The sequence below is a fragment of the Pseudomonas brassicae genome, assembly GCF_010671725.1.
GTDB lineage: Bacteria > Pseudomonadota > Gammaproteobacteria > Pseudomonadales > Pseudomonadaceae > Aquipseudomonas > Aquipseudomonas brassicae.
Genome location: NZ_JAAHBU010000308.1, coordinates 1 through 14768 on the forward strand (window position 1 = coordinate 1; position 14768 = coordinate 14768).

Genomic DNA, 14768 nt, shown 5'->3' on the forward strand with positions numbered 1-14768 from the left:
CGGCGCTGTTCGGCCTGATCGGCAAGGCGATCGCGCAGTACCTGCAAACGTGCCTGCGGTTCGACGCTGTCGCCGAACAACTGCTGGCACGCAGGCTCATCCAAGGCCTGCAGCAGGATTTCGGGCAGTTTTGCGGCGTGTACCTGCTCACGGGTGACCTTGATCACCGGGCCATCGCCAAACGCCTCGCGGCCATAGACGATGGAGTCGCCCCACGGCTCCGGGCCACTGAACACTTCAAGCAGGCGCCCAGGCCAGCGTGGCAGCTGTACCGCCAGCGCAGGCAGGAAGCCCAGGCCGTCACCCTTGCCAACACCGGTGCGGGTGCCTTCGACAAGGCGCGTGATCTGGCGGTCCAGGCGCATGCGCCGCAAGGTGTCGGCGAGCAGTCCCGGGACCGGCAACTGGTCGACGTGCACCTGGCGCAGCACATCGTCGCTGGTGGCGCAGATCTCGGCCGCCTGGGCCAGCTCGGCATCGCTCAGGCCATCGGTGAGCGGCCCCAGGCGCCGCAGCAACTGCGCCCGCGACCATTTCAGCGGCTGTTCGCCGTAGGCCTGCCAGGCCCCCTGATTGTTGGAGCGCAGCACGGGACGATAGGCGTCAGCCACGCCATGTTCGATTCGCCACACACCGTTGGCGTCCTGGCTGACCTCATACACGCCCTGGTCGATACGCACATACTGTTTGCCAGCGAGCCGATAGAGCCCCTGGGCGTCCGGCACCACATCGGCCAGCTCGACAGGGTTGGCATACGGCGACAGGTCCACGCGCCACAAGCGGCGCTCGCCACCGGGCAATTCGATGGGCAGCAGGCCGTCCACCAGTTCGCTGGGTGAAACCTTGGGCAGCGCTGCGCCCACGGCGGCCAGCCCGGCCACCATGGCCATGTTGATGGCCACCGATTCAAGGTGTGCCCACGCCGTGGCACGGTCACCGGTTTCCCACGCATGGGCGCCATCGATCACGCTGTGGATCAGTTGCTCGGCGGCCACCACGGCCATCACCTCGCCCAGATATGGCACGAAGAACGCCGCCGCATTCAGCACATTCAGCCCCACCGATGCCCAATAGGCCAGGCGTTCGGCGCGGGCCTTTTCGTCGGCCTTGGCGCTGGGTACCGCCAGCACGCGTGCATCAGCCTTGAGCTTTTGCAGGTGCTGGGTGTAAAGCGTGTCGAACAGTTCGCCGGCCAGCGGCAGATCACGCAGCTTCAGGCTGGCCGCGGGGTCGAACACGCTTTCCCACACATCGTCACGGCCGATCACTTTGTGGTACAGGTTCTGCTGCAGGGTGGCAAAGAACCACTGCGCCTGCTCTCTGGGTACATAGCCGCGCAGCAACTGCCGGTAGGCTGGCGAGCGCAGGTTGATACGCAAATCATCGCGAAAGGCCTTGACCGACGGGTACTCGCGCAACGGGTAAAGCGGTGCACCGGGCAGGTAGACCACCACGGGCTCTTCCACATCGCTGGCCACCCGGTCGGCACTGATCATCCACACATCCGCCAACGCCACGCCATACATGCTCAATTGGCGCACCACCACCGGCTTGCCATTGAGTCGCACGTCTGGCTTGCCCTGTAGCAGTGCCAGCAGGGCCTGGCGGGCAGCGTCGGTAATCTCCGATTTCATCAAGGCTACCTGCAGGCGCACCCGCAGCAGGTCCTTGTACACACTGATCCATTGCTGTTTGAGCGACGCCTGGGTGGCGGGGCTCTCGAACACCGTGCTCAGGTGCTGCTGGTATTGCTGCCCCAGGTCCAGTGCATGGCACAGTCCGGCAAAGGCGCTGGGCGAAATGGCCACGGGGGCGGCATAGCGCACCGTCGGCGACTGGTAAATCACATGATTTTCCAGGCTATAGGCACCATCGCTGGAGAGCCCGCTGCCCGCCACGAAACTGGCGCTGGCGGCGAAGTTCTGCAATGCGGCCTGCAACAGGCTCTGGCGCGTTGCGCTGACATCCTCCCAGCGGCCGTTGCCGGTGCTTTCACGGGTAATCTGCACGAACTGGCAAGTGTTGACGTCGATCTGCAGCGCCGGGTAATCGGCTTTCAGCCTGGCCAGCAGCAAGGGTTCGGCAAATGCGGCAATGCCCTTGAGGTCCTTGAGCAGCACGGCCAGCATACGGCCCGACAAGCGGCTTTGTGCCTGAGCCGCGATCAACCTCTGCTGTTCGACCGCGGGCGCGCCGGTAAACCAGGCCGCCAGCCCGAGCACATCGCCTTGCTCGGCCAGCTGGCTGCGGCTCAGGTGCTTGAACGCGGCGGGTGTGGAATGCTTGAGCCAGTCCGGTAGGCGGCGCTGAAGAAAGGGGCCATTGAGGCCAAGATCAGGTGACGGCATGGTGCTTCTCTGCAGGTAAATGGACATGCAGAGAAACAAACCCATGGATGCCGTCGGCGTTACATATTGCTCGATCGCCCGCGGTTACTGGAGCAGCCCTTCTGAACGGGTCAGGCTGGTCGTCAATTGCTCAACCGAGGTTTCACGACCACGCATAATCGCGCGCCCGGCGTCCAGGTACTGGGCATCGCTCAGGCTGACCTTGTGCAAGTTGCCGCCAGCGTCGAGCACAGCCTGGGGGAAAGCCGTGCCCAACGCCGCGATCACGTTGGGGCTGAGTGCCTGAACACTCAACGCCTCGTCGCTGGTGCACTCCTCGAGGTAGGTCATGCCGTCATCCCACAGTGCCTCGACGATCTTGAACTGCGCGGCATAACGTTGACGCAGGTAGTACTGCCAACTGGTCTGCCCCACCAGCCAGTCCTGTCGCGCCTGAGCCGTGTCATTGCTGCGCACCTGTTTGCGTACCTTCGATTGGGTGCGCTCGGAAACCTCGGCGATATTGCTGAACATCATCCCGCTGGACGGCTCCGGGTAATCCAGCTTCGCCGCCAGCCCCTGGCGCAGCTTCAGGCGGATCTCGATGTCGTCGACCGGGTGCGCCAGCAACACCTCATCGCTGATGTCATCCAGCGGGTCCAGCGCTGGCACGCTGCCCGCACCTTCAACCCCTTCCTGCAAGGCAGCGCGGCGCGCAGTGCGCCGCAGCGAGATAAGGTCGGCCAGGCGGTTGACCTCGCTGCGACGGAACAGCTGCTTGTACAGGTTGAACATGCCTCGGCTGCGGGCATCATCGGTGCCGGCGGCCAACGCCTTGTCGAACACCAGCCGGGCGATTTCGAAGTCGCTGAAGGCGTCCGCCGACATGTCGGCGCAGGTAGCCGGGTAGCTGTCGGCGATTTCCAGCAGTTCTTCGCGAAAAGCCTGGTGTTGCTCAGCAAACTCCAGCACCGACCAGACTCGCTCGCGCACACCTGCCAGGTCCAGGTCCGCTTCCCGGGAGTTGCCCAGGCGGTCCAGCACATCGAACACGGTCCTGAATGCCGGGTCCTGTTTCAATGTCTGCCACAGTGCTTGTCGGGTCTGGGTAACATCTGCCAACCAGACGGTCGTCGAATCAAGGGTGTTCAACTCATGCACCCTCTGACCGACCTCGGCCAGACGTTGAGCCGCTGCCGGTGGCAGCGGGTTGCCATTCAGGTGCAGGTGTCGTGATGCATCCCCGCTCAGCAGGGCTTGGCCATAGCGGGTCGTTGCAAGGTCGGGTAATGACGCGATGCGGTTGCGCGACAGCTCCACGACCCGCAGACTCAGTGGTTCGTGGTCCATCAGTGCGCTCAGCCCCTCGGGCCAGGCGGCGATGCGGCAGTTGCCAAGGTCCAGGTGGCGCAACGCGGTCATCCCGCCCAGTGCAGGCGCGCCCAAGGGGGTTGTCCGTGAGCACGATACGCTCCAGGCGCACCATCGGCGCAAAGGCTTGAGCGGCCGCCTCGTCCAGCGAGATGAGGTTGTACCCCAGGTCAAGCTCACGCAGGGGCAAGCGCGCGAGCGCCTCGATACCTTGCGCGGTAAGCGACAGGAAGTTGCCACGCAGGCTCAGCTCGCGCAGGCTGCCCAACCCGCTCAGGTCCTGCAAGGCTTGCAGGTTGACCGCCTCAAGCGCGTTGGCCCCCAGGTTCAAGTGCTGCAGGTGAATCAAGCCCTTGAGCGGGGCGAACGACTGGGCACCGCCAGTGATGTGGTTGGCGTTGAAGCTCAGCTCACGCAACGCGACACAGTCGCTGATCGCAGGTGGGATGGCGTTCAATACATTGAAATCAAGCGAGAGCTGCCTGATCGAGGGAAATGCACGCAGAAAGCCAGGCGGTAGCGTATGCAGATCCATGCTATCCAGGATCAGCGCATCGATGTGCGCGAATCTGAGGTCCAGCGTCGGCAGCTCACTGACCGACAAGCCCGTCAGGTCCAGCACGTTGCTCCCCTCGGCACGCCAGCACTCTTTGAGGCGATCGGAAATTACAGTACGCGATTCGATCTCCTGGTCGTCATCGAGATCCTCGGCGAGCTCGATCCAGTCGTCCAGGGTGTCATACAACGCCTCGTACTCCTGCTGGAGCGACTTGACGGCGGCTTCAAGGTCCCCTTGCGCTTGCAACTCGCCGATCAAGGCTTCGCGCTGTTCACGGGTCATGTTCGGATACAGGTCGCGCAGGCGACTCGAGGGTGACCGTGCGCGGCTCACCATACCACCCAATGGGTAGCCGACCCGTCGCTGCGCCAGGTGAAACGGCGGAATGAACCACGGACGTACCGGCCGAATACCCAGCAGCCCGGCCACCATCGCCCGGTCAGTGACTGCCAGCGCACGCAATGCGGGCAGCAGACGCCCAGCATCATGCACCGTGTAGCCCATGGCCAACCGCTCATTGTCAGGCAGCGCCTTGAGCATGCCCTCCTGCACGGTGCTCGTGATCCCAAGTTCCAGTCCCTCATGGTCGTAGAGTCGATACTGTCCAAGTTGGCGAACCAACGTCTTGAGCGCCGCAGCTGGATCGCCGACGCTGCCTGCCAGGCGCCCGCCGAGGGACTCCTCACGCAGTTCCAGGCGCACATCGGCCGTCCAGCCCGGCAAGCGCCCCAGCAGCCCGAGCGCCAGGCGATCGCTGTCCACGCCCGCCAGTGTCGGTTGATACAGGCCTTGCAAGGCACGGTTGATACGCGCCTCGCGCTGATACACCCGCGCCTCTTCGGCAACCCGCAAGGGTACACGGCCGTCGGCCTTGCTCAATTCACGGTACTCAGCGCCACTGGCTCTGGCGAGCAGTGCATTGGCCGCCTCATCCGGCAGATTACTGAACTGACGCTGGATGCGCTGAACGGCCACTGAGCGTTCGAGACGCTGGCTGTCGTACAGGCTGTCAAACACCTTGCCGCGCTGCCGGGCCGCATGGTCGCCCAAATGATCACGCAAGACCTGCAGGCGGTTGCCCGACGCAACGCTCTCGCCCACCAATGCAGAGGCTGACGCTTCATCCAGGCTGGCCAGAATCCGTTCGGGCAACTGGCCACCATACACGTCGTCACGGGTCAGCTTGATCACCGGCCCCTGGGGGTAAAGTTCGCGACCATAGGTAATCGACTCGCCCCAGGGCTCTGGCCCGCTGAACACCTCGATGACCCGGCCTGGCCAGCGCGGCAGTTGCACGGCAAGCGCCGGCAGAAAGCCCAGGTCCTTGCCCAGGCCTGTACCATCGCGGGTGGCATCGATAAAGCGCGTGACCTGCCGGTCGAGGCGCAGGCGGCGCAAGGTTTCGGCCAGCAGCGCAGGCATGCGCGTCTGGTCGATATGCACCTTGCGCAGCACATCGTCGCTGACGCCGCACAGCTCGGCCGCCTGGGCCAGCTCGGTGTCTTCCAGGCCCTCGGTGGCATGCCCCAGCCGACGCAGCAACTGGCGCCGGTCCCAGGTCAGCGGGCGCTCGCCGTCGGCGCGCCAGGCGCCTTCGCCATTGGAGCTCAAGGGCGGCTCATAGGCGTCAGGCGCATCGCTGGTGACACGCCAGCGCCCCTGTTCATTCTTCGCCACCTCGTACACGTGATCATCAATACGCACATAGTGTTTGTCGCCAACGCGGTAGAGCCCCTCGCTATCGGGCAGCACCTCGGCCAGGTCGACAGGCCGGGCGTACGGGGCAAGGTTGGCGCGCCACAAGCGGCTGCCACCGACCGCCAGGTTGACCTGCAGCAGTTCGTCCAGCACCAGGCTGCTGCCCGCCTGGATTGCGACACCGGCCGGCACCAGTGCCGCAGTGACCGCGATCGTCTGGGCCAGCGCACCGACATGCGCCCAGGCACCGTCATAATCACCGTTGCTCCAGTCCTCACCGGTCTCGATGACCTGCATGATCAGGTGCTCAGCCATGACCGCGAGCATGACTTCCCCCACCACCGGGATGAACAGTGCAGCTACGCCGAACACGTTTTCCCCGGCCGACTCCCAGAATGCCCAACGTGCCTGGGAGGCGCGCAGGTCGTGTTCCGCGCTGGGCACTATCACGGCCTTGGCATCCGTCTTGAGGCGCTCGGCATGCTGCGCTTGCAGCGTCCTGAACAGGTCCCCGGTCAACCGTCGGCTGCGCGTGACCAGCCTGCCCTGGGGGTTGTAGACGACCTCGAACACATCCGACGCACCCAGCACCTTGTGGTAGAAGTGCTCGCGCAACGTCTGCGCAAATGCCGGTTGCTGCGCCTTGGCCACATAGCTGGTCAGCAACTGGACATAGGCAGGCTGGCTGAGGCTGATGCGCAGGTCCGCCTTGAACGCCTCGATCGATGCATACTCCTTGAGCGGATACAGAGGAGCACCGGGCAGGTAGACAATGATCGGCTGCGCTGCGCTGGAGGATGCATGCCGGGCACTGATCACCCACACATCCTCAAGGTTCATGCCGTACATGCTCAGTTGCGACACTTCAAGCGGATGGCCGTGGTACTGAGGCGCGGCGTGGCCATCGAGCAGACTTGTCAGCGCATCCCGCGCGGCGGCGCTGATTTCCGACTTCATGTAGGCGGTGTGCAGGCTGACCCGCAGCATTGCCTTGTACAACTCGATCCAGCGCTCGCGAATGCGCGCGTGGCTGAACGGCGTGTCGAATACCTCGGCCAGATGCTTCTGGTACAGCCCGCCCAGGTCCAGGTCATGGCACAGGCTGGCAAAGGCTTGCGGGGTCATCTTGAGGGGGCGCGTGACGGTAATTACCGCCGGCTCACGGATCACCTTGTCGACGCGGTGCTCGCCATCGTGAGACAGGTAGTCGTCCTCACCAAAGGTGGCCCCTGCGTCAAAATTCTGCAGTGCGGCCTGCAGCAGGCTCTGGCGCTCATCGGTGATCTGCTGCCAGCGGTGGTTGAACGCCCAGGTGCGAGTGACCCGGACCAGTTGGGCGGTGTTGACGTCAACGTCCACCCCCAGCTCGGCCTTCAAGCGCGCCTTGAGCAACGGCTCGGCAAAATCGGTGATGCCCTTGAGGTGCTTGAGCAAGCCCGCCAGGCCGCGCCTGGAGCGGCGCAGCTGCGTCTGGCAGTCGCGCAGCGCCTGCTGCTGTTGCAAGGGCGCGCGGGTAAACCATTCGGCAAGTGCGGCGGGCGCAGCGGGGGCATACTGCGCATCGACCTGGGTGGCGCGCAGGCGCTGCAGGTCTTTGCCGGAGGAATACTTGACCCACTGTGGCAGGCGCCGAAGGATGAAGTCGCGGTGCAAGCCGCCGGGGGTGATGGTGTCGGTCATCATTGTGTTCCTGTGGAGACATGGATCCACAGGAGAGCAAAACGACCGACCTCAGTTGCGGTACATAGTCCTTAGCGCCAGCGCCCCAGCTTGCTCCACAGCCCCAGCAGGGTGTTCTCGATCGAGCCGCTGGCAGCCAGGCCTACGCGCTCCTGCAGGCTTTTGCGCTCGGCATAGTGCAGGTGGTAGAGGTTGCAGGTGCGGGCACGCTCGCCCAGGTACTCGTCGCTGGTCTTGAGTTCGTCGACCAGTTGCTTGTTGAGCGCAGCCACGCCCAGCCAGACCTCGCCGGTGGCCACTTCATCGATGTGCAACTGCGGGCGATAGCGCGACACGAAGTCCTTGAACAGCTGATGGGTCACGTCCAGGTCCTCCTGGAACTTCTCGCGGCCCTTCTCGGTGTTTTCGCCAAACACGGTGACGGTGCGCTTGTACTCGCCTGCGGTGAACACCTCGAAGTCGACATCGTGCTTTTTCAGCAGCCGGTTGACGTTGGGCAACTGCGCCACCACACCGATGGAGCCGAGAATCGCGAACGGCGCACTGACGATCCGCTCGCCGATGCAGGCCATCATGTAGCCGCCGCTGGCCGCCACCTTGTCGATGCACACCGTCAGCGGTACACCGGCCTGGCGGATGCGCGCCAGTTGCGAAGAGGCCAGGCCATAGCTGTGCACCATGCCGCCGCCGCTTTCAAGGCGCAGCACCACTTCGTCCTGGGGCGTGGCGAGGGTCAGCAAGGCGGTGATTTCGTGGCGCAGGCTCTCGGTGGCAGAAGCCTTGATGTCACCGTCAAAATCCAGCACGAACACCCGCGGCTTGTCCTCGGGCTGCTTCTTCTGCTGCTTGTCCTGCTTGGCCTGCTTGGCCTGCTGCTTGCGCAGGGCCTTGAGCTGGGCCTTGTCGAGCAGGCGCGACTCCAGCCGCTCGCGCAGCTCCTTGTAGAAATCGTTCAGCCGGGTGACCTGCAACTGCCCACCGGGCTTGCGCCGGCCCTTGCCGCGCAACCCGGCAATCGCCGACAGCACCACCAGCAACGCGATCACCAAGGTCGCGGTCTTGGCCAGAAAACTTGCGTACTCAGCAAGAAACTCCACAGTAACTCCTTAACATGCCTGCGCCCGTGCGGCGCGTACCAATGCCCCAGCATACCGACGCCAGTGCAGCCCTGCCAGCGCAGGAAAACGCTGGCAATACAGTTCAAACGCTCTTTTCAAACGCTTGTATGTTTTTTCGTTGACAGGCTGCCAGTGGCGACCTAACCTCGCCTCAACCTTCTACCCAGGCACACCCCGTGGGCAGCATCTTTCTGATTCGACATGGCCAGGCCTCCTTTGGTGCAGACGACTACGATGTGTTGTCGCCCACCGGCATTGCCCAGAGCGAAGCGCTCGGTGACTACCTGGCCCGCCTGGGGCTGCGCCTTGACCGCTGCGTGGCCGGCACACTGCGCCGCCAGCAGGACACCGGGCGCCTGGTGCTGGCCCGCATGCAGGCGGCCGGCACGGCAGTAGCGGCACTGGAAACCGACCCGGCGTTCAACGAGTTCGATGCCGACGCGGTCATCCGGGCCCTGCTCCCGGGCCTGTTGCCGGACGAGCCCGAAGCCCTGCAGGTACTGCGCAACGCCCGTGAGCATCGCGGCGAGTTCCAGCGCCTGTTCGCGCTGCTGGTACAGCGCTGGCACAGTGGCGCACACCCGGTCGACGGCCTGCAGAGCTGGAGCGACTTCGTCGAGCAGGTACACGCTGGCCTGCAGCGCCTGTTGCAACAGGCAACGCAAGGCGAGCACATCGCCCTGTTCACCTCCGGCGGCACCATCGCCGCCCTGCTCCACCTGATTACCGGCATCACCCCCAGCCAGGCGTTCACGCTGAACTGGCAGATCATCAACACCTCGCTCAGCCAGCTGAAGTTCAGGGGCTGCGAGGTGGCGCTGGCTTCCTTCAACAGCCAAGCCCACGTGCAGTTGTTGAAGGCGCCGGAACTCATCACCTATCGATGAGCCCTGGCCTGTTGCGACCTTCGGGTCGCTTACATCACTTAATAAGGAATGCACCATGACCGACGTAGCAAAAGCCGTTGAAGCGATGAAAGCCAAATTCAATCCTGCCGCCGCTGCTGGCCTGGACCTGGTATTCGGTTTCCGTATCGATGAAACCAAGAACTTTGCCCTGATCGTCAAGGATGGCACCTGCGAACTGCAGGAAGGCGAAAACCCTGATGCCAACTGCACCCTGGTGATGGACACCGAGACCCTCAAAGGCATCGTCAGCGGCGAGACCGACGGCATGCAGGCCTTCATGGGCGGCAAGCTGCGCGTCGAAGGCGACATGATGCTGTCGATGAAACTCAGCGAGCTGTTCCCGGCCTGAGCCTTGCGCTGATGTCGCAAAAACCGAAGCCCTTGCGTGCTTCGGTTTTTTTTTACCGCGCATCAGGGGCAGTGATCGTGCTGCAACACGCTGGCCTATAAAGCAGTCAAACACTTGTTCGGTTTTGTGACGAGAATTAGATTAACCAATAATCAGCGACACTCAGAATAAGGGAAAAGCATGACGCTCACCGATCAGTCGACCCAGGTCCGCCCCGGCGAAGAACTCGATGCCAGCCTCATCGACCCTTACCTCAAGGCGCACATTCCCGGCCTGAGCGGCGTGCCTTGCATTACCCAATTCCCCGGCGGGGCGTCCAACCTCACGTACCTGCTCAGCTACCCGGACCGAGAATTCGTGCTGCGCCGCCCGCCCTTCGGGCACAAGGCCAGGTCGGCGCACGACATGGGCCGCGAGTTTCGCATCCTCAACCAGCTCAACAGCGGCTTCCCGTACTGCCCCAAGGCCTACGTGCACTGCACCGACGAGGGCCTGATCGGTGGTGAGTTCTATGTGATGGAGCGGGTCAAGGGCATCATCCTGCGCTCCGACCTGCCACCTGAGCTCGGCCTGGACAGCACGCGCACCGAAGCCTTGTGCAAGAGCTTCATCGACCGCCTGGTCGAGCTGCACCAGGTCGACTACAACGCCTGCGGCCTGGCCGACCTGGGCAAGCCCGAAGGCTACGTGCAGCGCCAGATCGATGGCTGGAGCGCACGCTATGAAAAAGCCCTGACCCCGGATGCGCCGCGCTGGGAGGCGGTGATCGCCTGGCTACGCGAAAAGATGCCGGCCGACCACCCCAACCCTGCCATCGTGCACAACGACTACCGCTTCGACAACGTGATCCTGGACGCCGACAACCCGATGCGCATCATCGGCGTGCTCGACTGGGAAATGACCACCCTGGGCGACCCGCTGATGGACCTGGGCAACACCCTGGCGTACTGGATCGAAGCCGCCGACCCGGCGCCCGTGCAACTCATGCGGCGCCAGCCGAGCAATGCGCCCGGCATGCTGACCCGTCGCCAGTTCGTGGACTACTACGCCGAACGGGCCGGCATCCGCATCGACAACTTCGATTTCTACTACACCTACGGGCTGTTCCGCCTGGCCGGTATCGTGCAGCAGATCTACTACCGTTTCTTCCACGGCCAGACCCAGGACAAGCGCTTCGCCCAGTTCATCCACATGAACACGCTGCTGGAGCACATGAGCCTGCAAGTGATCGGCAAGTCGGCCCTCTGACCCCACGACAACAAGGAAACCGCCCCATGTCCAAGACGCAGTTGTTCGACCTCGACGGCAAGATCGCATTCGTGTCCGGTGCCAGCCGCGGCATCGGCGAAGCGATTGCTCACCTGCTGGCCCAGCAGGGTGCGCACGTGATTGTCTCCAGCCGCAAGCTCGACGGTTGCCAGCGGGTGGCTGATGCGATCCTCGCGGCGGGCGGCAAGGCCACTGCGGTGGCGTGCCACATTGGCGAGATGGAGCAGATCGGGGCGGTGTTCGCCGGTATTCGCGAGCAGTTCGGGGGCCTGGACATCCTGGTCAACAATGCCGCCACCAACCCGCAGTTCTGCAACGTGCTGGACACCGACCTGGGCGCATTCCAGAAGACCGTGGACGTGAACATCCGCGGCTACTTCTTCATGTCGGTGGAGGCCGGCAAGCTGATGCGCGACAACGGCGGGGGCAGCATCATCAACGTGGCGTCGATCAATGGCGTGTCGCCGGGGGTGTTCCAGGGCATCTATTCGATCACCAAGGCGGCGGTGATCAACATGACCAAGGTGTTCGCCAAGGAATGCGCGCCGTTTGGCATTCGCTGCAATGCGCTGCTGCCGGGGCTGACCGATACCAAGTTCGCCTCGGCGCTGGTGAAGAACGACGCGATCCTCAACACCGCGCTGCAGCAGATCCCGCTCAAGCGCGTGGCCGATCCCAAGGAGATGGCCGGTGCGGTGCTGTACCTGGCCAGCGAGGCGTCGAGCTATACCACGGGTACGGCGTTGAATGTAGATGGGGGGTTCCTGTCCTGACTCGGTGTTGAATTCTTTCGCTGGCAAGCCAGCTCCCACAGGAACCCCAGTGCCTGAAAGGCCGGTGCTCAACTGTGGGAGTGGGCTTGCCAGCGAAGAGGCCCTGACAGGCAACCAGCATCTCCATTACCATAGCGCCCCTCAGGCGCAGCCCTACCGTTCTGCGCCCAGTCGAATAAGCCCAATGCCATGCCCTTCGAACTCAGCGTAGACCTCACCACCCTCGCCATTCTGGCCGCCGTCGCCTTTGTCGCCGGTTTCATCGATGCCATCGCCGGCGGCGGCGGGCTGCTCACCACGCCCGCCCTGCTCACCGCCGGCATGCCGCCGCACCTGGTGCTGGGCACCAACAAGCTCAGTTCCACCTTCGGCTCGGCCACCGCCGGCTTCACCTACTACCGGCGCAAGCTGTTCCACCCGGCGCAATGGCGCCACGCCCTGCTCGGCACCCTGGTCGGTGCGTTCATCGGCGCGATCGTGGCCCACTACCTGCCCGCCGAGTGGCTGAACAAGATGCTCCCGGTGGTGGTGTTCGCCTGCGGCGTGTACCTGCTGTTCGGCGGTACGCCCAAGGCGCCGCTGGACGCCGATGCGCCGATCAAGAAGAAATGGCAATGGCCGCAGGGCTTCACCCTGGGCTTCTACGACGGTGTCGCCGGCCCCGGCACCGGCGCGTTCTGGACCGTCAGCACGCTGCTGCTGTACCCCATCGACCTGGTCAAGGCCAGCGGCGTGGCGCGCAGCATGAACTTCGTCAGTAACGCAGCCGCGCTGTCGGTGTTCATCTTCTCCGGCCAGGTCGACTGGCTGGTGGGCCTGTCGATGGGCTCGGCGCTGATGGTCGGCGCGTTCTTCGGCGCACGCACCGCCATCAGCGGCGGCAGCAAGTTCATCCGCCCGGTGTTCATCACCGTGGTGCTGGCGCTGACCGTGCGCCTAGCGTGGCAGCACTGGTTCGGCCAGGCCTAGGCGACGCGCCACGTACAGGTCGATCAGGTAGCGTGCAATCGAGCGCCCCGCCGGCAACGGCGGCAGCGCATGCACGCTGAACCACTGCGCATCTTCGATCTCGTCGGCCTGCATGACGATCTCGCCGCCGGCGTACTCGGCATGGAAGCCCAGCATCATCGAGTGCGGGAACGGCCAGCACTGGCTGCCCACGTACTGCAGGTTCTGCACCTGCAGCGCGACCTCCTCGCGCACCTCGCGCACCAGGCAGTCCTCGGCCGACTCGCCCGGCTCGGCGAAGCCGGCCAGCGTGCTGTACACCCCGGTAACGAAGCGTGGTGAACGCGCCAGCAGTATCTCGTCGCCACGGGTGATCAGCACGATCATGCTCGGTGAAATGCGCGGGTAGCTGCGCAGGTCACACGGCGCGCAGTACATGGCCCGCTCCCAGTGGATCTGCGCCATCGGCTGCCCACAGCTGCCGCAAAAGCGATGCTCACGGGCCCAGGTGGCAATCTGCGCCGCGTAGCCAAGGATGGTGTAGGTATCGAAGTCGCCTTCGAGCATGAACTGGCGCAGGCCGCGCCAGCTGCAGCCGGCAACGTCCTGGGGGGCACGCAGTTCGAGCAGGAACACCGGCTCGCCGTCATAGTGGCCGATGCCGTGCTCGCACAGCACGTCCAGGCCCTGGCGCTTGAGCCAGTCACGCGGGAACAGGGCGCCATTGGCGTCCACCAGAAAACCCTCGGCACAGCGGGCGACGGCCAGGCCGCCGGTGGTGTTGGTGTCCAGTACTGCAGTGGTCCAGCGCGCTGACATGTTGCGTTCCTTGAAGGTTCGCGACCGGGTTCAGTCGTCGAACTGCGGTTTCTGTTTGCTCATGCTGGCGGCCATGGCCACCCGCAGGTCGCTCGATTGCAACATGGCGGCGTTCCAGGTGGCAATGTATTCCAGCCCGTCGTCGATGCGATGGTCGCGCATGTAGCTGAGCATTTGCTTGGTGCCGGCCACGGCAATCGGGGATTTGGCCGCGATTTCGCCGGCAATCGCAAAGACCCCGTCGAGCAGGCTCGGGGTATCGTCGAAGGTGCGGTTGACCAGGCCGATCTGGCGCGCCTCCTCGGCGCCTACGGCGCGGCCGGTATAGGCCAGCTCGCGCAGGATACCGTCACCGATGATGCGCGGCAGGCGCTGCAGGGTGCCCACATCGGCGGCCATGCCCATGTCGATTTCCTTGATCGAGAATTGCGCATCGGCGGCGGCGTAGCGCATGTCGCAGGCCGCGATCAGGTCGATCGCGCCGCCCAGGCAGTAGCCCTGGATGGCCGCCAGCACCGGCTTGCGGCAGGTGTCCACGGCATTGAACGAGGCCTGCATCTGCAGGATCTTGCGCCGTAGCAGGCGCGCGTTGCGGCCCACATCCTTGCCCAGCTCGCTGGCGACCGACGCCAGCAGCATCAGGTCGATGCCCGAGGAGAAGTGCTTGCCGGCGCCGCTGAGCACTACCACGCGTACCGCGTCGGTCTCGTCGATCCACTGGAAGATCTCGACGATCTCGCGCCAGAACGCCGCGTTCATGGCGTTGATCTTCTCGGGGCGGTTGATCTGGACGTGGGCAATGCTGTTCGACAGTTCGACCTTGAACGCGCTGTAGTCGGTCACGGTGACACTCCTTGGGCTGACGCGGGATGGTGACCGGGACTATATCGCAGACCGTAGGCGGCGCTTGTGCCAAAGGCTGGGCTGTTGCGGATGGCCTCTTCGCTGG

At 64.1% G+C, this 14768-nt stretch carries 11 protein-coding genes; 5 read left to right on the forward strand and 6 right to left on the reverse strand.

Translation table 11 applies throughout. From position 1 onward, the window contains the following. The 4 genes from G3436_RS19600 to sohB all read right to left on the reverse strand — a co-directional run. The coding region (locus G3436_RS19600; RefSeq protein ID WP_338001291.1) for a dermonecrotic toxin domain-containing protein at nt 1-2348 on the reverse strand (2348 nt) is incomplete at its 3' end. An 84-nt stretch (nt 2349-2432) separates the two neighbouring features. Continuing rightward, nucleotides 2433-3479, reverse strand: a complete 1047-nt coding sequence (locus G3436_RS19605) for an NEL-type E3 ubiquitin ligase domain-containing protein (RefSeq protein ID WP_163948339.1) — start codon at nt 3477-3479, stop codon at nt 2433-2435. Between the two features lies 1 nt (nt 3480). Continuing rightward, nucleotides 3481-7635, reverse strand: coding sequence for a leucine-rich repeat domain-containing protein (locus G3436_RS19610; protein ID WP_163948342.1), 4155 nt, complete (start codon nt 7633-7635; stop codon nt 3481-3483). 71 nt (nt 7636-7706) lie between these two features. After that, entirely contained in the window at nt 7707-8732 is a 1026-nt protein-coding gene (gene sohB, locus G3436_RS19615) for a protease SohB (protein ID WP_163948344.1), read from the reverse strand. 197 nt (nt 8733-8929) lie between these two features. Between sohB and G3436_RS19620 the strand changes: the two genes are divergently transcribed. From G3436_RS19620 to G3436_RS19640, 5 genes are all read left to right on the forward strand, one after another. Further along, entirely contained in the window at nt 8930-9640 is a 711-nt protein-coding gene (locus G3436_RS19620; RefSeq protein ID WP_163948347.1) for a histidine phosphatase family protein, read from the forward strand. Between the two features lie 55 nt (nt 9641-9695). Next, entirely contained in the window at nt 9696-10010 is a 315-nt protein-coding gene (locus G3436_RS19625) for an SCP2 sterol-binding domain-containing protein (protein WP_163948350.1), read from the forward strand. A gap of 180 nt (nt 10011-10190) precedes the next feature. Then, nucleotides 10191-11258, forward strand: coding sequence for a phosphotransferase family protein (locus G3436_RS19630; protein ID WP_163948353.1), 1068 nt, complete (start codon nt 10191-10193; stop codon nt 11256-11258). 26 nt (nt 11259-11284) lie between these two features. Beyond that, nucleotides 11285-12052, forward strand: a complete 768-nt coding sequence (locus tag G3436_RS19635; RefSeq protein WP_163948355.1) for an SDR family oxidoreductase — start codon at nt 11285-11287, stop codon at nt 12050-12052. 189 nt (nt 12053-12241) lie between these two features. After that, nucleotides 12242-13021 carry a TSUP family transporter gene (locus G3436_RS19640; RefSeq protein ID WP_163948358.1) on the forward strand — a complete coding sequence of 260 codons (780 nt, stop codon included), beginning with the start codon at nt 12242-12244 and terminating at the stop codon, nt 13019-13021. On the opposite strand, the gene nudC is transcribed toward G3436_RS19640, so the two are convergent. Together nudC and G3436_RS19650 are read right to left on the reverse strand one after the other, a co-directional pair. After that, nucleotides 12989-13819: an NAD(+) diphosphatase gene (nudC, locus tag G3436_RS19645; RefSeq protein ID WP_163948361.1), complete on the reverse strand. Its 831-nt coding sequence runs from the start codon at nt 13817-13819 to the stop codon at nt 12989-12991. The genes G3436_RS19640 and nudC overlap by 33 nt on opposite strands. A 30-nt stretch (nt 13820-13849) precedes the next feature. After that, entirely contained in the window at nt 13850-14662 is an 813-nt protein-coding gene (locus tag G3436_RS19650; RefSeq protein WP_163948364.1) for a crotonase/enoyl-CoA hydratase family protein, read from the reverse strand. Between the last annotated feature and the right edge of the window lie 106 nt (nt 14663-14768).

What these genes read in the sequence shown, in the direction of transcription:
- G3436_RS19610 (WP_163948342.1), bottom strand. Translation starts at nt 7,635, where the DNA reads ATGACCGACACCATCACCCCCGGCGGCTTGCACCGCGACTTCATCCTT.
- G3436_RS19625 (WP_163948350.1), top strand. Translation starts at nt 9,696, where the DNA reads ATGACCGACGTAGCAAAAGCCGTTGAAGCGATGAAAGCCAAATTCAAT.
- G3436_RS19630 (WP_163948353.1), top strand. Translation starts at nt 10,191, where the DNA reads ATGACGCTCACCGATCAGTCGACCCAGGTCCGCCCCGGCGAAGAACTC.
- G3436_RS19635 (WP_163948355.1), top strand. Translation starts at nt 11,285, where the DNA reads ATGTCCAAGACGCAGTTGTTCGACCTCGACGGCAAGATCGCATTCGTG.
- G3436_RS19640 (WP_163948358.1), top strand. Translation starts at nt 12,242, where the DNA reads ATGCCCTTCGAACTCAGCGTAGACCTCACCACCCTCGCCATTCTGGCC.
- nudC (WP_163948361.1), bottom strand. Translation starts at nt 13,819, where the DNA reads ATGTCAGCGCGCTGGACCACTGCAGTACTGGACACCAACACCACCGGC.